The sequence below is a fragment of the Phreatobacter sp. genome (assembly GCF_051860605.1).
Classification (GTDB): domain Bacteria; phylum Pseudomonadota; class Alphaproteobacteria; order Rhizobiales; family Phreatobacteraceae; genus Phreatobacter.
The window spans coordinates 156,838-178,561 of sequence record NZ_JBHYDR010000003.1 but is presented as its reverse complement, the minus strand read 5'-3'; the positions used below and the strand labels follow the sequence as shown (position 1 = coordinate 178,561).

Annotated in this window: 23 protein-coding genes; 14 read left to right on the top strand and 9 right to left on the bottom strand. The window is 67.9% G+C overall.

What is annotated here, in order from left to right; translation table 11 throughout:
• Nucleotides 1-252: 252 nt before the first annotated feature.
• The 4 genes from ACTIFS_RS06365 to ACTIFS_RS06350 are packed head-to-tail and all read left to right on the top strand — an operon-like array spanning nt 253 to nt 4,194.
• Nucleotides 253-1,092 (top strand): hypothetical protein, encoded by an 840-nt coding sequence (locus ACTIFS_RS06365; RefSeq protein WP_439573221.1) that lies wholly within the window; start codon nt 253-255, stop codon nt 1,090-1,092.
• On the top strand, nt 1,092-1,379 hold the full coding sequence (locus tag ACTIFS_RS06360; RefSeq protein ID WP_439573220.1) for an acyl carrier protein: 288 nt from the start codon (nt 1,092-1,094) through the stop codon (nt 1,377-1,379). Before ACTIFS_RS06365 ends, ACTIFS_RS06360 begins: the two co-directional genes overlap by 1 nt.
• Entirely contained in the window at nt 1,376-2,920 is a 1,545-nt protein-coding gene (locus tag ACTIFS_RS06355) for an AMP-binding protein (protein WP_439573219.1), read from the top strand. Before ACTIFS_RS06360 ends, ACTIFS_RS06355 begins: the two co-directional genes overlap by 4 nt.
• Nucleotides 2,917-4,194 carry a type III PLP-dependent enzyme gene (locus tag ACTIFS_RS06350; protein ID WP_439573218.1) on the top strand — a complete coding sequence of 426 codons (1,278 nt, stop codon included), beginning with the start codon at nt 2,917-2,919 and terminating at the stop codon, nt 4,192-4,194. Before ACTIFS_RS06355 ends, ACTIFS_RS06350 begins: the two co-directional genes overlap by 4 nt.
• A 27-nt stretch (nt 4,195-4,221) precedes the next feature.
• On the opposite strand, the gene ACTIFS_RS06345 is transcribed toward ACTIFS_RS06350, so the two are convergent.
• Nucleotides 4,222-4,806 carry a hypothetical protein gene (locus tag ACTIFS_RS06345; protein WP_439573217.1) on the bottom strand — a complete coding sequence of 195 codons (585 nt, stop codon included), beginning with the start codon at nt 4,804-4,806 and terminating at the stop codon, nt 4,222-4,224.
• A 173-nt stretch (nt 4,807-4,979) separates the two neighbouring features.
• Here ACTIFS_RS06345 and ACTIFS_RS06340 point away from each other — a divergent pair, with 173 nt between their 5' ends.
• Entirely contained in the window at nt 4,980-5,771 is a 792-nt protein-coding gene (locus ACTIFS_RS06340) for an SDR family NAD(P)-dependent oxidoreductase (RefSeq protein WP_439573216.1), read from the top strand.
• On the opposite strand, the gene ACTIFS_RS06335 is transcribed toward ACTIFS_RS06340, so the two are convergent.
• Genes ACTIFS_RS06335 through ACTIFS_RS06325 form a run of 3 tightly spaced genes read right to left on the bottom strand, consistent with a single transcriptional unit; the run spans nt 5,713 to nt 9,241 of the window.
• Nucleotides 5,713-7,074 carry an MFS transporter gene (locus ACTIFS_RS06335; RefSeq protein ID WP_439573215.1) on the bottom strand — a complete coding sequence of 454 codons (1,362 nt, stop codon included), beginning with the start codon at nt 7,072-7,074 and terminating at the stop codon, nt 5,713-5,715. The genes ACTIFS_RS06340 and ACTIFS_RS06335 overlap by 59 nt on opposite strands.
• A complete protein-coding gene (locus ACTIFS_RS06330) occupies nt 7,071-7,871 on the bottom strand; it encodes a DUF1365 domain-containing protein (RefSeq protein ID WP_439573214.1) in 801 nt (266 codons plus the stop codon). Before ACTIFS_RS06330 ends, ACTIFS_RS06335 begins: the two co-directional genes overlap by 4 nt.
• Entirely contained in the window at nt 7,868-9,241 is a 1,374-nt protein-coding gene (locus ACTIFS_RS06325; RefSeq protein WP_439573213.1) for an NAD(P)/FAD-dependent oxidoreductase, read from the bottom strand. The genes ACTIFS_RS06330 and ACTIFS_RS06325 overlap by 4 nt, the downstream gene beginning before the upstream one ends.
• Before the next feature lie 290 nt (nt 9,242-9,531).
• On the opposite strand from ACTIFS_RS06325, the gene ACTIFS_RS06320 reads away from it, so the two are divergent.
• Genes ACTIFS_RS06320 through ACTIFS_RS06310 form a run of 3 tightly spaced genes read left to right on the top strand, consistent with a single transcriptional unit; the run spans nt 9,532 to nt 11,163 of the window.
• Nucleotides 9,532-10,077 (top strand): sigma-70 family RNA polymerase sigma factor, encoded by a 546-nt coding sequence (locus ACTIFS_RS06320; RefSeq protein ID WP_439573212.1) that lies wholly within the window; start codon nt 9,532-9,534, stop codon nt 10,075-10,077.
• A gap of 2 nt (nt 10,078-10,079) precedes the next feature.
• On the top strand, nt 10,080-10,739 hold the full coding sequence (locus tag ACTIFS_RS06315) for a ChrR family anti-sigma-E factor (protein WP_439573211.1): 660 nt from the start codon (nt 10,080-10,082) through the stop codon (nt 10,737-10,739).
• Between the two features lie 16 nt (nt 10,740-10,755).
• The gene (locus ACTIFS_RS06310) at nt 10,756-11,163 is read left to right on the top strand and encodes a DUF2177 family protein (RefSeq protein WP_439573210.1); all 408 of its coding nucleotides are present in this window, start codon (nt 10,756-10,758) and stop codon (nt 11,161-11,163) included.
• 33 nt (nt 11,164-11,196) lie between these two features.
• Here the strand turns inward: ACTIFS_RS06310 and ACTIFS_RS06305 are convergent, their stop codons facing one another.
• The gene (locus ACTIFS_RS06305) at nt 11,197-12,411 is read right to left on the bottom strand and encodes a polyhydroxyalkanoate depolymerase (protein ID WP_439573209.1); all 1,215 of its coding nucleotides are present in this window, start codon (nt 12,409-12,411) and stop codon (nt 11,197-11,199) included.
• A 131-nt stretch (nt 12,412-12,542) separates the two neighbouring features.
• On the opposite strand from ACTIFS_RS06305, the gene ACTIFS_RS06300 reads away from it, so the two are divergent.
• From ACTIFS_RS06300 to ACTIFS_RS06285, 4 genes are all read left to right on the top strand, one after another.
• The gene (locus ACTIFS_RS06300; protein ID WP_439573208.1) at nt 12,543-13,199 is read left to right on the top strand and encodes a glutathione S-transferase family protein; all 657 of its coding nucleotides are present in this window, start codon (nt 12,543-12,545) and stop codon (nt 13,197-13,199) included.
• Nucleotides 13,200-13,296: 97 nt separating this feature from the next.
• Complete coding sequence (locus ACTIFS_RS06295) at nt 13,297-14,151, top strand: sulfite oxidase heme-binding subunit YedZ (RefSeq protein ID WP_439573207.1); 855 nt, start codon at nt 13,297-13,299, stop codon at nt 14,149-14,151.
• A gap of 70 nt (nt 14,152-14,221) precedes the next feature.
• On the top strand, nt 14,222-14,635 hold the full coding sequence (gene msrB, locus ACTIFS_RS06290) for a peptide-methionine (R)-S-oxide reductase MsrB (RefSeq protein WP_439573206.1): 414 nt from the start codon (nt 14,222-14,224) through the stop codon (nt 14,633-14,635).
• A 92-nt stretch (nt 14,636-14,727) separates the two neighbouring features.
• Entirely contained in the window at nt 14,728-15,324 is a 597-nt protein-coding gene (locus ACTIFS_RS06285; RefSeq protein ID WP_439573205.1) for a hypothetical protein, read from the top strand.
• Between the two features lie 48 nt (nt 15,325-15,372).
• Here ACTIFS_RS06285 and ACTIFS_RS06280 read toward each other — a convergent pair whose 3' ends face one another.
• From ACTIFS_RS06280 to ACTIFS_RS06265, 4 genes are all read right to left on the bottom strand, one after another.
• Complete coding sequence (locus ACTIFS_RS06280; protein ID WP_439573204.1) at nt 15,373-16,470, bottom strand: ABC transporter ATP-binding protein; 1,098 nt, start codon at nt 16,468-16,470, stop codon at nt 15,373-15,375.
• Nucleotides 16,471-16,480: 10 nt separating this feature from the next.
• Nucleotides 16,481-17,398, bottom strand: a complete 918-nt coding sequence (locus tag ACTIFS_RS06275; protein ID WP_439573203.1) for a carbohydrate ABC transporter permease — start codon at nt 17,396-17,398, stop codon at nt 16,481-16,483.
• A complete protein-coding gene (locus tag ACTIFS_RS06270) occupies nt 17,395-18,378 on the bottom strand; it encodes a carbohydrate ABC transporter permease (RefSeq protein ID WP_439573202.1) in 984 nt (327 codons plus the stop codon). The genes ACTIFS_RS06275 and ACTIFS_RS06270 overlap by 4 nt, the downstream gene beginning before the upstream one ends.
• A 94-nt stretch (nt 18,379-18,472) precedes the next feature.
• Nucleotides 18,473-19,810: an ABC transporter substrate-binding protein gene (locus ACTIFS_RS06265; protein ID WP_439573201.1), complete on the bottom strand. Its 1,338-nt coding sequence runs from the start codon at nt 19,808-19,810 to the stop codon at nt 18,473-18,475.
• Between the two features lie 448 nt (nt 19,811-20,258).
• On the opposite strand from ACTIFS_RS06265, the gene ACTIFS_RS06260 reads away from it, so the two are divergent.
• Together ACTIFS_RS06260 and ACTIFS_RS06255 are read left to right on the top strand one after the other, a co-directional pair.
• Entirely contained in the window at nt 20,259-20,735 is a 477-nt protein-coding gene (locus ACTIFS_RS06260) for a DUF2938 family protein (protein WP_439573520.1), read from the top strand.
• Between the two features lie 94 nt (nt 20,736-20,829).
• Nucleotides 20,830-21,642, top strand: coding sequence for an SDR family oxidoreductase (locus ACTIFS_RS06255; protein ID WP_439573200.1), 813 nt, complete (start codon nt 20,830-20,832; stop codon nt 21,640-21,642).
• The last annotated feature ends 82 nt before the right edge of the window (nt 21,643-21,724 follow it).

The following is a 21,724-nucleotide window of genomic DNA, read 5'->3' as shown; positions in this document are numbered from 1 at the left end:
GTCTCCGGAATGCGCCGCGAAAGTGCATCCCGGCCGGCCTTTGTGCAAGGCCTGCGCGCGCTGCGGGGCGATCGCCCGGTTCTGCGACTATCCGCCGCGCTGCGCTGGCGTGCCCATGCGTCAGTCAAATCAGATAAGTGATCAAGTGCTGAAGTATATCATCAAATATTACATAGTTTCATGGAGTAATTCAAGTTAAGCACGTTTTAAGTTTCCTTGTGTAATCATCGGCAATCAGGATATTCAATTGCCATGCTGGAACCGATCGAAACGGATAGGCTCGACGAAGCCCGACTGGTCCTGTCCCGAGGCTTTGCCGCCCGCGACGGAGCCTTCTGGCACGACGGGCTGCGTCGCCTCGACGATCACCACCGGCGCCAGGGCCTGGGTCCCTGCGGCTACCTCATGCGGCGTGCCGGCGAGGCGGTCGGTGTCATCCTGACCATGCGCAGCCGTCGCGAGGCGCCCGGCCAGCCCGGCGCGATGGTCAACCTGTCGAGCTGGTACATCGACGAGCCGCATCGCTGGCTGGCGCCGCGCATGCTCAAGCTGGCGCTTGACGAGGAGGCGGTCGTCACCGACCTGACGCCGAGCCCGCGCGTGCTGCAGATGATGGATCATTTCGGCTTCGAGCCCTGGACCGAGGGGGCGCATATCGCGGCCCTGCCGCTGGCCGCCGCCCGCGCCGGCCGCGGCTTTCGCATCGCGGCCGATGACCGGATGCTCGGCGACCTGTCGCCCGGCCAGGCAAAGATCGCCGAGGATCACCTGGCACTCGGCTGCATCGTTGCCGGGCTGGCCCATGAGGGCCGCGTCAGCCTGCTGGTCTTCTCGCCGACCCGGCGCAAGGGCATCCGCTCGGCCCGCCTCGTCTATGCCGAGGACCGTGGGGACGTGGCCGGTGCCTTCGGGCCCATCGCGCGATTCCTGCTCAGGCGCGGCATCCTGTGCGCCGAATTTCCCGGCGATGCGACCGAGAGCCTGCCCGGAGCCTGGTTCACCCGCCGTGCGCGGCCGACCTTCTTCCGCGGCGCCATGCGGCGCAGCACCATCGACCACGCCTATTCCGAGTTCGTCTTCCTGAGGATCTGATGCTGACATCACTTGAGCGGACATCCCCCATGCCGGCCCCTTCCGACGACGCACGCGATCTGGTCGGCACCTTCCTGCGCGAGCGCTTTCCGGCACTCGCCGGCGCGCCGCTGTCCGACGGGACGGCGCTGGTCGGTGGCGGCGCCATCGACTCCCTCGGCATTCTCGACCTCGTCGCCTTTCTCGAGGAGCGCCTCGGCATCGTCCTGACCGACGATGATTTCGACCCGGCCAATTTCGAGACCTTCGGCCATCTCATGCGCTTCATCGGTCGGGCGAGGCCGTGAGGCGAGAGCCGGTTCTCCTTCATCACCTTCTGGACCTCGCCACCGCCGGTGGCGATGACGCGATCGCCGTCATCGACGGGGAGCGCACGGTCACGCGCGCGGACTTCAGGGGCCTTGCGACCGGCTGCGCCGCGCGCCTGGCCGCGGCAGGCATCGCCCGCGGCGACCGTGTCGCGGTGTTCCTGCCGAAGAGCCTGGAAGAATGCTGGGCGATCTTCGGGACGAGCCTTGCCGGCGGCGTCGTGGTGCCCGTCAACGCCCTCCTGAAGCCCGCCCAGGTCCGCCATATCGTCGCCGATTGCACGGCACGCATCGTGCTGACCAGCCGGGCGGCTGAAGCCGATCTCACCGATGCCCTGTCGGGGCTCGACGTGGTGGTCTTCGCGGTCGATGGCGAGGACTGGCTGGGCCTTCCCGACGGCCCGGTGACGCCGGCCTCCGGGATCGGCGAGGACCTCGCCGCCATCCTCTACACATCCGGCTCCACAGGCCGCCCGAAGGGCGTGATGCTCAGCCATCGCAACCTGCTGGCCGGCACGCGCATCGTGCGCACCTATCTCGGCATCACGGCTGAGGACCGCATCCTCTCCATCCTGCCCTTTTCCTTCGATTATGGCCTGAACCAGTTGCTCACCGGCGTCGAGCAGGGGGCAACCGTGGTGCTGCTCACCTTCCAGTTCGGCGACGAGATCGTGCGCGCCATCCGTGACCATAGCATTACCGGGCTTGCCGGCGTCCCGACCATCTGGGCCATCCTGACGCGTGCGACGCCCTCGCTCGCGCGCACGCCCCTGCCGAGCCTGCGCTACATCACCAATTCCGGCGGCGCGGTGCCGACCGAAACCGTGAAGCGCCTGCGCGAGCGGCTGCCCGACACCCGCATCTTCCTCATGTACGGCCTCACCGAGGCCTTCCGCTCCACCTTCCTGCCGCCGGAGGAGGTCGACCGCCGGCCCGGATCCATCGGCAAGGCCATTCCCGAATGCGAGATGCTGGTGGTCACGTCCGACGGCCGCCTTGCCGCGCCGGGCGAGCCGGGCATCCTCGTCCATCGCGGGCCGACCGTCTCGCTCGGCTACTGGAACCGGCCGGACGCGACCGCCGAGGTGCTGCGGCCGCACCCCTTCATCCCCGCCGTCCAGGGCGGCGAGACGGTCTGCTATTCCGGCGACCTCGTCACCATGGACGCCGACGGCTTCCTCTATTTCGTCGCCCGCAACGACGCGATGATCAAGTCGGCGGGCAACCGCATCAGCCCGACCGAGGTCGAGGAATGCCTGATGGGTCTCGCCCCCTTCCGCGAGGTGGCGGTGATCGGCCTGCCGGACGCCTTTGCCGGCGAGAAGGTCCATGCGGTCGGCGTGCCCTCCGGCGACATCGACGTCGCCGCCCTACTTCTGCGGGTCGCCGAGCGCCTGCCGCCCTATATGGTGCCGCGCGCGATCGAACTCGTGGAGCGGCTGCCGGTCACCCCGAACGGCAAGATCGACTATGTCGGCCTCCGGCGCGAGCGCGTCGAGGCAAAGGCGGCAAAGCCATGAGCGCCGTGCCCGAAACCGGACTTGCCGCCGATCTGGTTGCCGGCCATTTCGGCTCTGCCGGCCCTGATCTGCTGATCGGCGGATTGCCTGCCCGCGAACTGGCCGGCCGCTTCGGCACGCCGGCCTATATCTACGATGCCGCCCTGATGCGCGGCTCGCTGGCGGCCCTGACATCCGCGCTGTCGGGCTTTGCCGAGGTGCATTACTCGGTCAAGGCCAATCCGAACCCCGAGGTGATCCGCATCTTCGTCGAGGCCGGCGCCGGCACCGAGATCGCCTCCATCGGCGAATATCGCGCGGCCGTGGCGGCCGGTGCCGACCGGTCCCGCATCCTGTTCGCCGGTCCCGGCAAACGGGCCAGCGAGATCGCCGAGGTGGTGGCCGGCGGCATCGGCGAGATTCATCTGGAAACGGTCGAGGAGATCGCGCGCGTCGAGGCGGCCGCCGCCGCTGCCGGAAGGGCGGTGCCCGTCTCCATCCGCTTCAATCCGGTCGCGGATGCGCAGGGCGGTGCGATGCGCATGGGCGGCAAGGCCGCGCCATTCGGCTTCGACGAGGAGGACATCGCCATCGTCGACCGCGTGACGGCCTCGCCGCACCTCGACCTGAAGGGTGTCCACCTCTTCGCCGGCACGCAGATTCTGGATGCCGCCGTGCTGGCCAACCAGTGGCGCCACGGTCTCGGCCTTGCCGCCCGCGTGGCGGAGCGCGCCGGCCGGCCGCTGGCCACCATCGACCTCGGCGGCGGGCTCGGCATTCCCTATTTTTCCGGCGAGGCACCGCTGGACCTCGATGCGGTCCGCGCTTCTGTGCCGGACCTTGTCGCCGAACAGCGCCGGCATCCGCTGATCGCGGGCGCCAGGGTCATCGTCGAGCCGGGACGTTTTCTTGCGGGGCCTTCAGGCGTCTATCTCGCCGAGGTCAATGCCGTGAAGGTCTCGCGCGGCCAGCGCTTCGTCATCGTCGATGGCGGCATGCACCATCACCTCGCCGCCTCCGGCAATCTCGGCCAGGTGATCAAGCGCGACTATCCGGTGCTGGCGGCCACGGCCATGGATGCGGGCGACCGCGAGCCGGCAAGCGTCGTCGGGCCGCTCTGCACGCCGCTCGACACGCTCGCCCGCAAGGTCCTGCTGCCGCCGCTCAGGGCCGGCGACCTGATCGCCGTGCTCCAGTCGGGGGCCTACGGGCTCACCGCGAGCCCGGCCGGGTTCCTCAGCCACCCGCCGCCCGTCGAGGTGCTGGTGGACGGCGGGGCGGCCAGAGCAATCTGACCGCGACTGGCGCCCGGACGAGCGGCCTCAGCCGTTGAAGCCTTCGATGGCAGCCAGATCCAGCCGGTCGAGGAAGGACCGCTTCTCGGCTTCCGTGCCCGATCCCTCGATCGTGATCAGCGTGCGCCCGAGCAGCACCTGGATATTGCCGTCGCGGCCGAGCACGGCGGTCTTGCCCTTGATGCGGAAGACACGGCCCATGGCGCCGAGCAGCTGGGCGTTGGAGAACATCGGCGCGAGCTGGGCGATGACCGGGGAATTGGCCAGAACCTGCACCGTCACATGGCGCTCGCCGCTCGAATAGCGGCGCTTGGCGATCAGCCCGCCGCCGAACATGGCCGCCGCGCTGGCATCGGTCTCGGCCTCGTCGGCGGTCCAGCCGGCGGGCACGGCCGGCAGGAAGCGCGCCAGCCCGCTGGCGCTGCGCTGGGCGATCAACTGGCTGGCGACATCGAGCGCGGCCTTGGCGGCGGCAAGATCATTGGACTGATAGGCGCGGCGCGCCTCCTCGATGGCGTCCCGGATGTCGTCGGCGCTCGCAGGGCTGGAAACGGCCAGAACGAGGCCGAAGGCCGCGGCCCTCATGCAATGCGTGATGGTTGAGGAAATCATGATGCTCCTGCTGCCGCTGGATCGGGAATCGTCGCCACCGCGGAGACTATAGCCGCGTCCCGTGACGGTGGCATGCCCCGCTTCTGGGTCCAGTCGCCGCGGCGAGGCCAGCAACCCGCATCCGACCAGCGGCGTTTGCCGTAAACCTCAGCGTCAGCAGAATGGATGGCAGAATGCAGCCGAACGGACAGAAGCGCGCCTGGATCACCGGCGCCGGCAAGGGGATCGGGCGCGATCTGGCGCTCGAACTGGTCCGAAGGGGCTGGTGGGTGGCCGTCAGCGCCCGGACCGCCGACGATCTCAAGCAGCTTGAGCAGATGGCACCGGGCCGCATTTCCGGCATCGCCTTGGACGTGACCGACACGGCGGCCGTCGGCCGGGTGGTCGAGACCATCGAGCAGGACTCGGGTCCCCTCGACCTCGTGGTGCTGAACGCCGGCACCCATATCCCCATGACGGCGGCGGGCTTCGACATCGGCGCGTTGCGCAAGCTGGTCGAGACCAACCTGATGGGTGTCGGCAACGGGGTCGCGGCGGTGCTGCCGCGGTTCATGGCGCGCAGGGCCGGTCACCTCGCGGTGGTCTCCTCGGTTGCCGGTTTCCGTGGCCTGCCGACGTCTGCCGGCTATGGCGCCACCAAGGCGGCCCTGATCAACATGTGCGAGGCGCTGAAACCCGAATGCGACGCGGCGGGGGTCAAGCTGCAGCTCATCTGCCCGGGCTTCGTCGATACGCCGCTGACGAAGCGCAACGACTTCCCCATGCCGTTCCTGATCAGTTCGGAGCGGGCCGCCACCATCATGGCGGACGGCCTCGAATCCTCAAGGTTCTCCATCGTCTTCCCGTTCAGGATGCGCCTTGCCATGGCGGTCCTGCGGCGCCTGCCGGACCGGCTGCTGTTCGCCGTCACGCGGCGGATGCTTGGTCCAGCCGACGGCGGATCGCCGCCTGCCGCCGGGCGGTGATCGGAAAGCCCCAGATCAGCGCGACGGCCACGAGCTTGAGCACCACCGGCACCCCGGCATAGGCGATGGCCAGCGCCGCGATGCCGGCAGGCGTCGGTGCGGCGGGGTCGAAGCCGGCGGCCGCGACGCCGGCAAGCCCGAGGCCGGCAGACAGCGCCGCAGCGGCCTTCGTCACGGCCAGCCAGACGGCGAAATAGGTGCCGGTGCGCTCCTCGCCGTGCCGCAGCCGGTCGAAATCCACCACATCGGCCTGCATCGCGGGCGGCAGCGCCAGGTCGGCCCCGAGAGCTGCCCCCGTGACGATGCAGATGGCCATGAAGGCCGCTGTCGCGCCGGCCGGCAGGAACGGCACCGGCAGGAAGGCGAGGCAGGCCGCCAGCATGGCCAGGCACCAGGCGCGATGCTTGCCGATCCGCGCGCTGAGCAGCGTCCAGAGCGGCAGGCAGACGATGGCCGCCAGGAAATAGGCGAGAATGAACAGCGGGCGCTCGGCCTCCGCGGCCTTCAGCCCATGGGTCAGGTAGAGGATGAACAGGGCGGCCGGCAGGCCGTTGGCCAGGCCATTGGCGAACCAGGCGGCGACAAGGCGCAGGAACGGGCCGTTGGCCAACGCCTGCCGGAAGGTCTCCGCGACGGGGCGGGCCGGCCGCGCGGTGGCCGCTCCCTGTTGGCGTGTCGAGGGGTCCGGCACCAGCTGGCCGAGCGCGACAAGCGCCAGCGCGCCAAGGCCGATGGCGGTCAGCGCAATCGCCGCGAACTGGGTGCCGGCCGTGCCGCCGATCACGACCGGGATGGCGCTTGCCAGAAGGATGCCGCCGATGGCGGCGCCCTCCCGGACCGCCGTGATGCGCGTGCGCATCCGGTAGTCGGGCGAGAGTTCGGCGCCCCAGGCCGAATAGGGCACCTGCACCGCCGTCCAGCCGAGATAGAGCACCATCAGCCAGGCGGTGAGATAGAGCGGCCCGATTCCGGAGGGCGGAAAGGCGAGCATCAGGAAGCCGAGCGCCGCCACCGGCGCGCCGGCCATGATCCAGACCTTGCGCCGCCCCATGCGCGCGCGCGTGCGATCGCTCATGAGCCCGATCAGCGGGTCTGTCGCCATGTCGAAAAGGCGGCTGGCCAGCAGGGCCGCGCCCGTCGCGGCAAGGCCGAGCCCCAACCCGTCCGCATAGATGGCCGGCAGGAAGATCAGCACCGGCAGGGTGGGAATGGCGAAGGCAAAGGCCGGCGCCGCATAGGCGGCAAGGGTGAGGGGTGCGGGGCCGTGACCCGATGCGGTGGCCTGGCGGGACCCGGCGCTCATCCCTGCGGGACGGGGGCCGGCACGACCGTGGCATCAACCGGCCGTCGCGCCTTGCTGTGGGTGAAGACGGGGACGCCCTTCCACCAGAGCTTCAGCGCCTCCCAGTGGATGGCGGCGACGATCTTGAAGGTCATCAGCGGCTGGCGGGCAAAGGTGATCGCCAGCCGGCGGTCGCTCAACTCCTGCCGTTCGCCGCTGAAGACGGCAGCGAGCAGCGGCCCCTCCGCGTCGCCCTGTGTGATGGCGACGATGGTCTTCTCGTCCGGGGGCAGGACCCGGAACCGGTAGCGGCAGTCCATGGCGATGAAGGGCGAGACGAAGAAGCGCTTGTCGCAGGCCTGGCGCACCGGACCTCCCGAGGGCGCGACCGGGATGACATAGGTATGCTTCTCGCCGTGGGTGTTGCTGACCTCGTAGAGCAGGGCGATGAGCCGGTCGTCGCGGTCGTGGCAGAAATAGACCGTGAGCGGGTTGAACGCGAAACCGAGGATGCGCGGATAGCACAGCATGCGGATGGTACCGCCGTCGGCATCGAGCCCGGCCGAGGCCAGGCGGGCTTCCACCCACTGACGCAGCGGCGCGCCCGATCGGTCGCCGTGGTCGCGGTCGTAGAAGCTGAACAGGGCCCTCCGGTTGTAGCCGAACAGGCGGAACCGCGCGTCCAGCGCGGGCAGTTCGTCGAGGTCGATCAGCGCGGACACCACCCCGTAGCGCAGGTGATGCGGCTTCGGCCGCATCCGCCGGTGCATCACCTCTCCCGCATAGAGCGCGGAGCGAAGGGCGGCCGGGCCGGTCATTCGGCCGCCACCATGGCGACGGGCGGCAGGACGATGCGCCCGGATTCGTTCGCAACGCTCCACGGCCGGCGAACCTCGCCAAGCTGCTCCGCCACGGCAAGCCCCGCCTGCAATCCGTCCTCGTGGAAGCCATAGCCGAAATAGCTGCCGCAGAACCATGTGCCGCGGCGGCCCTGCAGGCTCCAGAGTTCGTCCTGCGCCTTCAGCGCCGCAGCATCGAACAGCGGGTGGCTGTAGTCGAAGGTTGCCTTGACGGTACCCGCGCGCGGCTCGCGGATCGGGTTGAGGGTCACGAACAGCGGCTGGCGCGGATCGAGGCCCTGCAGATGGTTCATCCAGTAACTGACGCAGAGCGGCCGCTCGCCGGCATCCTCCCGCCCGCCGATATAGTTCCAGCTGGCCCAGACCCGCTTGCGCCGCGGCATGAGCGCCACGTCGTCGTGCAGGACCGCGCGGTTCTGCGTGTAGCGGAAGGCCCCGAGCAGCCGCCGCTCCTCGCCATCCGCATCATCGAGCAGCGCCAGCGCCTCGTCGGCATGCGCGCCGATGACGACATCGTCGAAATGGTGGGTCGCTCCGGCCTCATCGACGATCGTCACGCCGGTTTCGGTGCGGCGGATGGCACGCGCACCGTTGCCGAGCTGGATCCGGTCGGCAAACGTCGCCTTCAGCCGCTCGACATAGGTCCGGCTGCCGCCCTCGACTGTCTGCCAGTGCTGCTGCTCGCCGATATCGAGCAGGCCATGATTGGCGAAGAAGCGCAGATAGGAGCGCATCGGATAGTCGCGGATCTCGTTGGCGCTGGTCGACCAGATGGCCGCGCACATGGGCAGGACATGATCCTCGACGAGACCGCGCGAATAGCCCTCGCGGTCGAGAAACTGGCCAAGGCTGATGCCGTCCAGATGGGCGCCGTCGGTGAGCGTCCGTGCCTTGGCATAGAACCTCACGATGTCGCGCAGCATGAACCAGAACCGCGGCCGGATCAGATTGCCGCGGTGGCCGATCAGCCCGTTGATGTCGGCCGAGGAATATTCGATCTCGCCGCCCCGCACCGATGCGGCGAAGGACATGGTGGTCGCCTTCGTCGCGACGCCCAGATGCTCGAAAAGCGCCGTAAGGTTGGGATAGTTCGGCCGGTTGAAGCAGATGAAGCCCGTATCGACTGCGACGCGGCCCTGGGGCGTGTCGACATCCACCGTATTGGCATGGCCGCCGGCCCATGCGGCCTTCTCGAACACCGTCACGTTGTGCCGCTGGCTGAGCAGCCAGGCCGCCGACAATCCAGCAATACCGGACCCGACCACGGCGATGCTGCGACCTGCGCCACGGGGGCAGGGGGCGAGGGGCGTCACTGTCGCAGGGGTCATGAAGGGTCCGCAATCACGGGAGGACGTAAGGAGCGCTACGCTGCGCGGCGGCGATCGGATCATGACCGGGCGCGCAGGCGATCCATCCGACGAGGGCAAGATCGACAAATCCAGTTTCGAATCGCCCGCGTAGAGACGGCATGGCACATTCGATTGCACTCTCCGACGGGACGTCGCTAGTTTGGCGCATGGTTGCAGCGCCGGTTCGACGGTCGCCGCGCGCCAAGAGTATGGAGCGCATGGAAGCTGGGTCTGAGGATAGCCGCTCTCGCGAGCAGACCGCTCGCCGGATGGGTCAGTGCATCGCCGCGATCGCCGCCTCGCAGGATCGCGCGGCGTTCGAGGAACTGTTCCGCTATTTCGCACCGCGCGTCGAGGCCTATCTGCGCCGGCTGGGCTCCCCGCAGCCTGCGGCCGAGGAATTGATGCAGGAGGCGATGGTGACGGTCTGGCGCAAGGCCGGCCAGTTCGATCCCGCAAAGGCCTCCGCCTCGACCTGGCTGTTCACCATCGTACGCAACCTGCGCATTGACGCCTATCGCCGCGAGAAGCGCCCCGAACTCGATCCTGACGATCCGGCGCTCGCCCGGGAGCCGGACCCCCAGGCGGACGCGCTGCTGTCGGGCCAGCAATCGGCTGACCGTCTGCGCGATGCCCTGCGGCTGCTCAACGACAACGAACGCATCATCCTCAACCTCGCCTATTTCGACGACAAGTCGCACAGCGAGATCGCCGCCGAGCTCGGACTTCCGCTCGGCACCGTCAAATCGCGCATCCGTCTCGCCTTCGCCAAGCTGCGCAACGCACTTGGCGCGAGCCTGGGAGAGGAGCTGTGACAATGGCCCGGCATGTCTCCGACGACATTCTCATGGCCTATGAGGCCGGGTCCCTGTCCGAGGGCTGGAGCCTGGCGGTCGCGACCCATCTCGCCCTCTGTCCCGAGGCGCGCGGGCGGTCCGTGCTGGCCCGCGATCTCGGCGGCGTCATGCTCGAGGCCATCGAGCCGGCCCCGCTCGCTCCTTCCGCCTTCGACCGCCTGATGGCGCGCATCGAAGCGGGAGGTGTGACGCCGGACGCGGCAGCGGCGGCCGCGAAGCCTGCCTCGCTGGCGCCGGTCATCATTCCGGAGCCGCTGCGCAGCTATGTCGGCGGCGATGCCGATGCGATCCGCTGGAAGCGGCTCGGCGTCGGCGCCCATCACCTGCCGATCCGCACCGCCGACCGCTCGACGAGCGTGCGGCTTCTGCGCATTCCGGCCGGCGCACCCGTTCCGGAGCACGGCCATCGTGGCCTGGAGATGACCGTGGTCCTTGCCGGCACACTTTGCGACGGCGACGATGTGTTCCGCCGCGGCGAGATCGAGGTCGCCGACGAGGAGGTGGAGCACCAGCCTTTCGCCGGTCCGGGCGAGGACTGCATCTGCCTCGCCGTGACCGATGCGCCGCTGCGCTTCAAGAGCCTGATCGTCCGGCTGGCCCAGCCGTTCCTGAAGATCTGACCGCCGGGAGCCGGGAATGTCGCAGTTCGCCGTCGCCTATGCCGCCACCGCCGTGACGTTCCTGGCCATCGACTTCGTCTGGCTCAGCCTGATGGCGAGCCGGCTCTACCGGCCGCAGCTTGGCAACCTGCTGCTCGACCAGCCGAACCTGGTGGTCGCGGGGCTGTTCTATCTCGTCTATGCCGCCGGCATCGTCGTTCTGGTGGTGCTGCCGGCCTTCGGGTCGCGGTCCCTGCTCATGGCTCTCGGGCTTGGGGCCCTGCTCGGCCTGGTCGCCTACGGCACCTACGACATCACCAATCTGGCCACCCTCAAGGGCTGGAGCGTGACGGTCACGATTGTCGACATGCTCTGGGGCATGACGATCACGGCGGTTGCCTCGGTCGCCGGCTATCTCGCCCTGCGCACCGTCATGCCGGCCTGACGGTTCGACCGCAGGCCAGGTCGATCAGCCGGATCATTCGCTCGCCAGGATCGTGTTCTTGACGATCGGATAGACCTGGTTTTCCCAGCGCCGTCCCGAGAACACGCCGTAATGGCCGACGCCGGCCTGCATGTGGTGGCGCTTGCGGAACAGCTTGAGCTTCGAGCAGAGGTCATGGGCGGCCACCGTCTGCCCGATGGAGCAGATGTCGTCGCGCTCGCCCTCGACCGTCAGAAGCGCCGTGCGCCGGATCGCTGACGGGTCGACGTGCCGGCCCTGATAGGTCAGTTCGCCCGTTGCCAGCAGGGCCCGCTGGAAGACCTTGTCGATCGTTTCGAGGTAGAACTCGGCTGTGAGGTCCAGCACGGCGAAATATTCGTCGTAGAAGGCGCGGATGGCCTTCGCCTTGTCCTCTTCTCCGCGCGCCATATGCCCGTGCAGGTCCATATGGGCCTTGACGTGCCGCTCCTGGTTCATGGCCATGAAGGCCATGAGCTGCAGGAAGCCCGGATAGACCCTCCGGCCCGCGCCGGCATGGGGCAGGGGCACGGTGTGGATGAGGTTTGTCTCGAACCATTCGTAGGGGTGCTGGAAGGCCAGTTCGTTGACCTTGGTCGGGTTGATCCTGACGTCCACCGGCCCGGCCATCAGGGTCATGCTCAGCGGGGTGGCCGCGTGGCCGGCCTGCGCCATCACGGCCGCTGCCGCCAGCGCCTGCACACAGGGCTGGCAGACCGCGACGATATGGGCGCCCGGTCCGATCACGTCGAGGAAGTCGATCAGGTGAGTGACATATTCGTCGAAACCGAAGCGCCCCTCTGTCCAGGGCACGTCGCGGGCATTGTGCCAGTCGGTGATGAACACGTCGTGGTCGGCCAGCAGGGTGCGCACCGTGTTGCGCAGCAGCGTGGCGAAATGGCCTGAGAGGGGGGCGACCAGCAGAACCCGCGGCTGGGTGACGTCCACGCCCTTCTTGAACTGCAGCAGCGTGCCGAAGGCCGTGCGATGGACCGGCACCTCGGTGACCTCGACCTCGCGATTGCCCACCATGACGCTCTCGATGTCGTAAGACGGGCGGGCATGGGAGAAGCCGGTATCGGCGACCAGGCGCCAGGTGGCCAGCCATTCGGAGGCCATGCGGTTGTCAGCAGCCGCCATGGCCGGCCCGAAGGCGGCAATCGCCAGCCGTGCAGAGTCGCGGATCGGCTCCAGGAGCCTGCTCTGCACTTCGAAGGCGCGATACATCATGGACGGGCCGTCCGATTGGGTTGCCGCCGGAAAGATCGAAAAAAGCTAGTGCACTTTTTGTTGCACTGCGAGAATATTCTTCATCCGGTGTCCGGCATTGTGGGCGGGTGACCGGAAAGGGGAGGCCCGGCATGGCCAAGGCGACGCTCACCATCTCGAGCAAGAATTATTCGTCATGGTCGCTCCGGGGCTGGCTGCTCTGCGAGATGTCCGGTCTCGCCGTGACGGAGTCCAGGGTCTCGATCGACGATCCCGACACCCGGGCCGAACTGCTGCTCCTGTCGCCGTCCTTCCTCGTGCCGGCGCTCACCGACCGGGGCGTGAAGAGCTGGGGAACCTGGGCGATCGCCGAATATCTTGCCGAGACCTATCCGGATGCCGGCCTGTTCCCCAAGGACCCGGCGGCCAGGGCCCATTGCCGTTCGGTATCCGGCGAGATGCATTCCGGCTTTCCCAACCTGCGCTCGGCCCTGCCGATGAACCTCAGGGCCCGCCATCGCGGCTTCAAGGTCTGGGTCGGCGCCCAGCCGGACATCGATCGGATCCTCGCGATCTGGCGCGAATGCCTGTCGTCCTATGGCGGCCCCTTCCTGTTCGGCAAGGCGCCGACGGTGGCCGACGCCATGTATGCGCCGGTCTGCATGCGGTTCCACACCTACGACGTGAAGCTGGATGGGGAAGCGGCCGGCTATTGCCGCACGATCATGGACTGGGCGCCGATGAAGGCCTGGTTCGCCGAGGCCCAGCGCGAACCGGATGAGCTCGACGAACTCGACGTCGAGTTCTGACCGCCGTCCCCTGCTCACGCCATCGTGAGACGGCTGGCCGTAACCCCTTGCGCCACAAGGGCGTATCGGATGTCATCGGGGTCAGCGAGGACAGGGCATGCTGCCATGGAACGACAGGGCCGGGACGCTGTCCTGGCTCAAGCTGACGGTCTTGCTGGGGCTGCTCGCCCCCGGCGCATGGATCGCGTTTCAGGCCGCGACCGGTACGCTTGGCTCGAAACCCATCACCTCGGCCATCCACCAGTCGGGCGACTGGGCCGTGAGGCTTCTGCTCGTCGGCCTGCTCGTCACGCCGCTGCGCCATGTCGCCGACTGGCCGAAGCTGATCGTCGTCCGGCGCATGATCGGCGTCGCGGCGCTCGCCTATGCGGCGCTGCATCTCGTCTTCTACGTGGTCGAGCAGGCCTTCGACCTCGGCAAGGTGGCGAGCGAGATCGTGCTGCGCTTCTACCTGACCATCGGCTTCGTCGCGCTGCTGGGCCTTCTGGCGCTCGGCGCCACCTCCACGGACGCGATGATCCGGCGTCTGGGTGGTGTCCGCTGGAACCGGCTCCACAGCCTTGTCTATCCGGTCACCGCGCTGGCGATCCTCCACTTCTTCCTGCAGACCCGGCTGGATGTCTCCGAGCCCGTGCTCATGCTCGGCTTCTTCCTCTGGCTGATGGGCTTCCGCCTCATGCGCCGCTGGTCCGTGGCGGTCAGCCCGCTGTCGCTGCTCGGCCTTGCCCTTGCCGCCGCGCTGCTGGCCGCGCTCGCCGAGGCCGGCTGGTATGCCGCGCGCACCGGCGTCGATGCCTCGCGCATCCTTGAGGCCAATCTCGACATCGAATTCGGTATCCGGCCGGCGCTCTGGGTGGCGCTTTCTGGACTTCTGCTCGTTGCGGTCAATCTTGCAAGGCGGCCGCGCGCAGCCCGTGGTCGGCGCGCGGTTGCGCCGACCCCCGCCGAATAACCATCTGGACCGGGCCATGTCGCTGATCGCTCGCATCGGATCATGGCTCACGAGCAAGGGAGACGCTTCCATGTCCACCGCCACTGATGCCAGGACCTTTCCGGTCATGAAATCCGACGAGGAATGGCGCCGCATCCTCACTCCCGAGCAGTACCAGGTGCTGCGTGGCCACGGCACGGAACGGCCGGGAAGCTGCGCGCTCAACCACGAGAAGCGCGCCGGCACCTTCTCCTGTGTCGGCTGCGGGCAGGACCTGTTCACGTCGGTGAAGAAATTCGAGAGCGGCACCGGCTGGCCGAGCTTCGACAACCCGCTGCCGGGATCGGTGGAGGAGACCGTCGACCGCTCCTGGGGCATGGTCCGCACCGAGGTGCATTGCTCGCGCTGCGGCGGTCATCTCGGCCACGTCTTCCCCGATGGCCCGCCGCCGTCCGGCCTGCGCTACTGCATCAACGGCGTGGTGCTGGACTTCCGCCCGGAATGACCGGCTGGCCCCGTAAGGCCGATATTAAGGCCGCATGCGGAGACTGACGCCCACACGGCGGGGACGCCGCGCGCGGATATCGGGGTTCAGTCATGGCGGAGGCGAGCGAGGCCGGAGCGGCGCCGGACATGGCCCGCGAGAAGGCGCTGGTCGATGTCGCGAAAGTGGTCGTCACGGCCGGCCTGACGCTCGGTTCCGTCATGCTGACGGCCTTCGGCTTCATCGAAAGGGCCGTCGGCCTGGAGCGTCTGGCCACCGACCGGGCCTTCGCCTTCGTGGCCCTGCTTCCCGGAGCGGCTGCCCTGTCGTTCCTGGCCAGTGCCCGAGCGCTTGGCGCCGCCTATGATGCAACGGTTCCGGCGCGGCCGGTCTCGACGCTGCACCGGGCCTTCCTGCGCTTCACCGACCTCGGCGGAGCCTTCGGCCTGATCGCGGTCGTCCTGTCCTGCCTCGTCGCGGTCGGCACGCTGCTGGCCGTCTCGCTGCTGTTCGACCTGAAACTGCCCGGCACCAGCAACCTGGCCGGCGGTGCCGCCTTCATCGTGGCGCTGGGCGGCATGCTGAGCCGTTCGACGCCGGGGCGCCGCCGCAGCGACCTGCTGCTGGCGGCCACGATCTTCGTGTTGATGATTCTCGACCTGTCGACATCCCTGCTGCGGGCGGCCGAACTGCTGCCGCGGCTCTCCTGACGGCCGTCTTGCCGGACGAAGGGGCGCGGCCCGCCGCAGCGATCCGGACTAGAGAACGGCGCCGCCCGGGTCGATCAGGTGCATGTGGTTGAGATTGGCCGCGAGCCGCATCGGCTGGCCGTCGGCAGCTCCCGCATTGGGGTTCACCCGCCCGCACATGGTATCCTTCTCGATCGTGAAATAGACGAGCGTCTCGTTGCCCATCGGTTCGATCACGTCGAGCCGGATGTCGAACGGCTCAACGCCCGGTTCCATGGTCGCGGATGTTTCGGTGATATGCTCCGGGCGCAGGCCGAGCAGCAGGCCCTGACGGCCCGCAAACGGCTTGTAGCGCTCGGTGCGCGCGGCCGGTACCCGCAGGACGATGCCACCGCTGATATGCAGGTTCAGCGCGCCCGAGGCCTCTTCCAGGCGAACGGGGATGAAGTTCATCGCGGGCGACCCGATGAAGCCGGCGACGAAGCGGGTCTTCGGGTGGTGGTAGAGCTCGTTCGGCGGGCCGATCTGCTCGATCAGGCCGCCGTTCATCACCACCACCCGGTCGGCCAGCGTCATGGCCTCCACCTGGTCGTGGGTGACATAGACCGTGGTCGTGCGCACCTTCAGGTGCACCTTCTTGATCTCGGTGCGCATCTGCACGCGCAGTTTCGCGTCGAGGTTCGACAGTGGCTCGTCGAACAGGAAGACCTTGGGGTTCCGCACGATCGCGCGGCCCATCGCGACGCGCTGGCGCTGGCCGCCCGACAGGGCCTTGGGCTTGCGCTCGAGCAGTTCCGTGATGTCGAGGATGCGGGCCGCCTCGTCCACCCGCGTCTTGATCTCGGCCTTCGGATAGCGCTTCAGGCGCAGGCCGAAGCTCATGTTCTCGGCCACCGTCATGTGCGGATAGAGCGCGTAGTTCTGAAACACCATGGCGATGTCCCGGTCCTTCGGCGGCACGTCGTTGACGACATAGCCGTCAATGGCGATCTCGCCGTCGGAAATGTCCTCAAGCCCTGCGATCATGCGCAGCGTCGTCGACTTTCCGCATCCTGACGGGCCGACCAGCACGACGAATTCCTCGTCGGCAATGTCGAGATCGATGCCGCGCACGGCCTCCACGTCGCCGTAGCGCTTGAAGACCTTCCGCAATGTGACGCCTGCCATGTGTCCCCCGTCAGCCCTTGGTCGCGCCGGCTGTCAGGCCTGCGATGTAATAGTCCATGAGGAAAGCGTAGATGATCAGCGGCGGCAGGGCGCCGAGCAGGGCGCCGGTCATGATCTGGCCCCAGGCGAAGACGTCGCCGCGGATCAGGGTCGTGATGATGCCGACCGGCAGGACCAGCTGGTCGACCGAGGTGGTGAACGCCAGGGGATAGAGGAACTGCGCCCAGCTGACCGTGAAGGCGAAGATCGTCGCGGCGATGATGCCCGGCAGAGCCACCGGCACGAAGATGCGGGTCAGGGTCTGGAACCAGCTGGCCCCGTCGATGATCGCGGCCTCGTCCAGCTCCTTCGGGATCGAGGCGAAGTAGCCGATCATGATCCAGGTGCAGAACGGCACCGTCAGCGTCGGATAGACCACCAGCAGCACCCACCAGCGGTTCAGGAGCTGGATGCCGGTGACCTCGTGGAACACGGCGAACATCTTGAACAGCGGGATGAACAGCAGCGTGTCCGGCACGAGATAGGTGAGGAAGACGCCGGTGGCCAGCGTCGCCGAACCCCAGAACCGCATGCGCGACAGGGCGAAGGCGGCGGGGATCGAGATCAGCATGGTGATGGTCACCACGAAGACCGAGACGACGACCGAATTGCGGAAGAAGACGAGATATTCCCGCTTGGTCAGCAGCTCGGCATAGTTCGCAAGGGTCGGATTGTAGACCCACCACGGATTGGTCGCCGCCGAGATTTCCGCGCTGGTCTTCAGCGAGGTGATGAACATGTAGATCGGCGGCAGGAGGAAGAAGGCCGCGAAGATCACCAGGAAGAAATAGGACCAGCGCAGCGCCCATGTCCTGTCACGGCTCATCGAGCCATAGGAGGCCTTGCGGGTCGGCGCGCCCTTGTCGGGGGTGATGGTGCCAGCGGTCATGCCTCGTTTCCTCGCTGGTTGATGTCGCGCAGGATGAAGACGGCGGCGATCGCCAGGATCGGCACCATGAACAGCGAGACGGAGGCGCCGAGCGGAATGTCGCCGCCCTCGATGCCCAGCTTGAAGGCCCAGGTGGCGAACAGGTGGGTCTGGTCGAGCGGGCCGCCGGCGGTCAGCACGCGGACGATGTCGAAATTGGCGAAGGTGACGATGGTGGAGAACAGTGCCGTGATGGCGATGATGTTCCGCATCATCGGCAGCGTGATGTACCAGATGCGCTGCCACCAGTTGGCGCCGTCGATGGCGGCCGCCTCGTAGAGCTGGTCAGGCACCGATTTCAGCGCCGCCAGATACATGATCATGAAGAACGGTGCGCCGACCCAGATATTGACCAGGATGACCGAGAACCGCGCCCAGTTGGCATCGCCGGTCCACGGGATCCGCTCGAAGCCGAGGCCGGTCAGGATGTAGTTGAAGGCGCTGTAGGAGGGGTCGAACAGCCAGAGCCAGGCCAGCGTCGACATGGCCGGCGGGATGACCCAGGGGATCAGCAGCATGCCGCGCCACTTGCGCTGCCCCTTGTCGGGGATGTTGTGGACGAAATGCGCGACCACGAAGCCGATCAGCGCCTTGAAGATGACCGCCGTGATGGCGAACAGGCACGACTGGTAGACCACCTTCCAGAAGGTCTCGCGGGTAAACAGGAACTGCATGTTGCCGAACGGCATGTAGCCGCAGATCGCCTCGGGCAACCACGAGCAATTGCGCATCCAGGCGACGCTCGTCATCGATTTGCGCAGCGTCGACAGGTAGATGGCGTAGAAGGCCGGGTAGATGACCAGGACTGCGATGAGCAGGATCAGCGGCAGGGCCATCAGGAAGGCGATGGTCGACTTGCGCTGCATGAAGCGCCGCAAGCCACCGGGCCTGGCGCGGGGAGGTGCCGCTGCCCGGGTCGAGGTCAGGACCGCATCGGCCATGGGCTGCCCTTCGCATGAATGATCGGGGGACGTGTAGGGCTCGGGGCGCCAGCTCTCCGGCGCCCCGATTCCTGTCTGCGGAAGGTCCCGCGGCTCAGCCGCGCAGGAAGCCCTCGACCTCGCTCTCCGCCCAGGCGAGCGTTCGCTCCATGGGCTCGCCCTGCAGGTGCCGGACGATCATCTTCGTGAGCGTCCCCTGGCTGTAGATCTGCTGGGCGATCTTCGGCGGCGCCGGCGAGGCGGCGATCGAGAGCGTCTGGTGGTTGTGCGGGTTCGGGTAGTGGTAGAGCGTGCCCTTCGGCGGCCCTTCCTCCGCCCAGGTCGGAAGCGTCGTCAGCTTCTCGAACGAGGGGATGTCGTAGCCGGCCGAGGCCGCCACGAACTTCGCCACCGCATCAGGCTGCGACATTGCGACGAGCAGGCTCTTGGCGGCCGGCTTGTTCTGCGAGAACGACCAGATGTTCCAGAAATAGGGCAGGAACGGCGCATAGCGGCCCTTCGGTCCCACTGGCATGCCGTGCGTCCAGCACTGGGCCGCGATCTGCGGCGCGTCGCGCTTGGCCACTGCCCAGGCGCTCGGCGGGTTCATGATCAGGGCGCCGCGGCCGGAGACCAGCCAGCGGTTGTTGGAGCCGTCGTCCCAGGCCGGCGCGTCGGCCGGATAGAACTTCGCCGCCTTGACGCAGAATTCCAGCGCCTGGCGCACCGCGTCCGACTTCACCGTCAACTCGCCCTTGGCGTCGACGAGATGCGCGCCGAAGGACAGGAAGAAGGCGCCGGCCGTGTCGACCGAATCGGTCGTCTCGCCGAGCCCGACGCCGAAGGGCACGCCGGCCTTGTGGCAGGCTTCGGCCGCCTTCAGATAGGTGTCCATGTTCCAGCCATCGGCCTTGGGCGCAGCGCCCGCCGGATACATGGCCTGGATGTCGATGCCGGCATGCTGCTTCAGGAGGTCGATGCGCGAGCACGGTCCCTTGATCTGCGAGCCGATGGTGGAGGGCACGCCCAACCACTTTTCGCCGGCCCTGTTCAGATACTGGACGGTATCGTTGACCTGGCCGTTCTGGGCGATGAGCTGGGTCATCACGTCATTGCAGGGCTCGAGCAGATCGGCATGGGCCTGCGGCCACCAGGTCGGCATGGCCAGCATGTCGTGGCCGGACTTGGCCTGCGCCTCGGCGGCGATGGTCAGCAGGTTCTTGTTCCCCTGCGAGGGAATGTAGTCGATCGTCAGCTCGACCCGCTCCTTGGCGGCCCAGGCCTGTGCAACTTGGGTGGAGGCACTGTTGGCGCCGGGGACCCAGTGGTCCCACAGGCCGATGGAAAGCTTGCCTGCGGCGTGGGCGCCGCGGACGAACGGCGTGGAGAGCGCCGCGGTCGTGATCGCCGTCGCTGCCAGGAACCGACGACGGCTCAGGGATTGTCTGCGCATGGGTTGATCCTCCCGGATTCTGCCGCGACCGCTGGGGGCCGCACAGGTTGGACGCCGTGCCGACGGTGTCATGGGCCACCAGGACCCGCTTGGCGGTGGTCCTGGCAGACGTTCCCGACTTGGGCGCTTGGTCCAGTAAACGACAAAAATCGATTTAGTCCTAGATACGCATCCTCCCGGGGGCAGGTCGGCGCAGTCATGGCCGGAATATTCGCGAGGCCGATGCCTGACGAATTCTGTGTGCAGCGCGGCAAGGCCTTCATCCGCCGCTTCATTCAGTCGTCTTCCCGCTAGGGGATTGTGCATCGCTCCAAGACGGATGCTGCAACGCGCAAGTGCCTGTCCGCAGGTTGAGAATGCAGGCTGCATGACAGCTATTCGCCGCCGGCCATGGCGCCCGCCCGTTCCGCTGGCCGATCACTGGCCCGGCAACGGGCAGGGGGCAGCCATGGAGTTTCTCGTCAAAGCCGTGCTGATCGGATCGGGCGCCACGGCGCTTCTCGATCTGTGGGCGCTGCTACTGTTCCGCGTCTTCGCCATCGCCCCGCCCAACTGGGCGCTGGTCGGCCGGTGGGTCGGCCATCTGCCGTCGGGCCGGTTCGTCCACGAGGACATCGCGGCGGCCAGCCCCTTGGAGGGCGAGCGCGCCATCGGCTGGGTGTTCCACTATGCCGTCGGCATTGCCTTTGCGGCCGCCCTTCTCGCCATCTGGGGAACCGGATGGGCGCATGCGCCAACCCTCGTTCCCGCGCTGATCGTCGGCTATGTCACCATCGCCTGCGGCTGGTTCATTCTCCAGCCCGGCATGGGCGCGGGGGTTGCGGCCTCCAGGCGGGCCAATGCCATGCAGATACGGCTCCTGAACATTGCCGGCCACACGGTTTTCGGTCTCGGGCTCTACCTGACCGCCCTGATCCTGCGCTGAGGGCGGGCACTCTTGCCCCCGAGGGCAGCCATGCGGGGATGCGCGCCGCCCCGCGCCGGGCTAGGAAGGCCCGCAAGTTGCAGCGGGAGCCATCATGGGCGCGCAGAAGGTCGTTCTCGTCACCGGGGCCTCGTCGGGCATCGGCCGCGCCACGGCAGCATATCTCCATGAGCGCGGCCATCGGGTGTTCGGCACCAGCCGGAACCCGGATCGCCATGCCGCTCCCTTCCAGCTGCTGGCCCTTGACGTCACCGACGATGCCGCGGTCGCGGCCGCCGTCGCCGCTGTCCTGGCCGAGGCCGGGCGCATCGATGCGCTTGTCAACAATGCCGGGGTGGTTCTGGCCGGGGCCGTCGAGGACACGTCCCCTGCCGAGGCGCTCGCCGTCCTCAACACCAACGTCGTCGGCGTGCAGCGCATGGCGCGCTCCGTGCTGCCGGCCATGCGCGGGCAGGGCGGGGGTGTCATCATCAATGTCGGCTCGACGGCCGGCTCTGTCGGCATGCCGTTCCAGGGGCTCTACTGCGCCAGCAAATATGCGCTGGAGGGCCTGACCGAGGCGCTGCGTCTGGAAGTGGCGCCTTTCGGCGTCTCGGTGGCGCTGGTCGCTCCCGGAGACACGGCCACGGCCGTGGTGGAGAACCGCATCCGCGCCAGGGCCTCTGCCGGTCCGGCCTCCGCCTATCATCCGGCCTGTGCGGCGACGCTCGCCCGCTACGAGGCCGACGAGCGGGCCGGCGCGCCCGCCGGGTCGGTTGCCGCCCGCATCGCCGCCATTGTCGAGGGACGTTCGCGGGGCCCGCGCCATGCGGTCGGCCCCTTGGCCCAGCGCATCCTGATCGGGACCCGGCCCTTCATCCCCACTGCGCTGTTCCAGTGGGGTCTGGCCCGCTATTACGGGTTGTGAGGCGAGGACGGTCGTGACGAAGGCCGTCGGCACGCGCACGGCGCTGGCAGCCTAGCCACGGGCCCGTTGCTTGCTCCGAAGC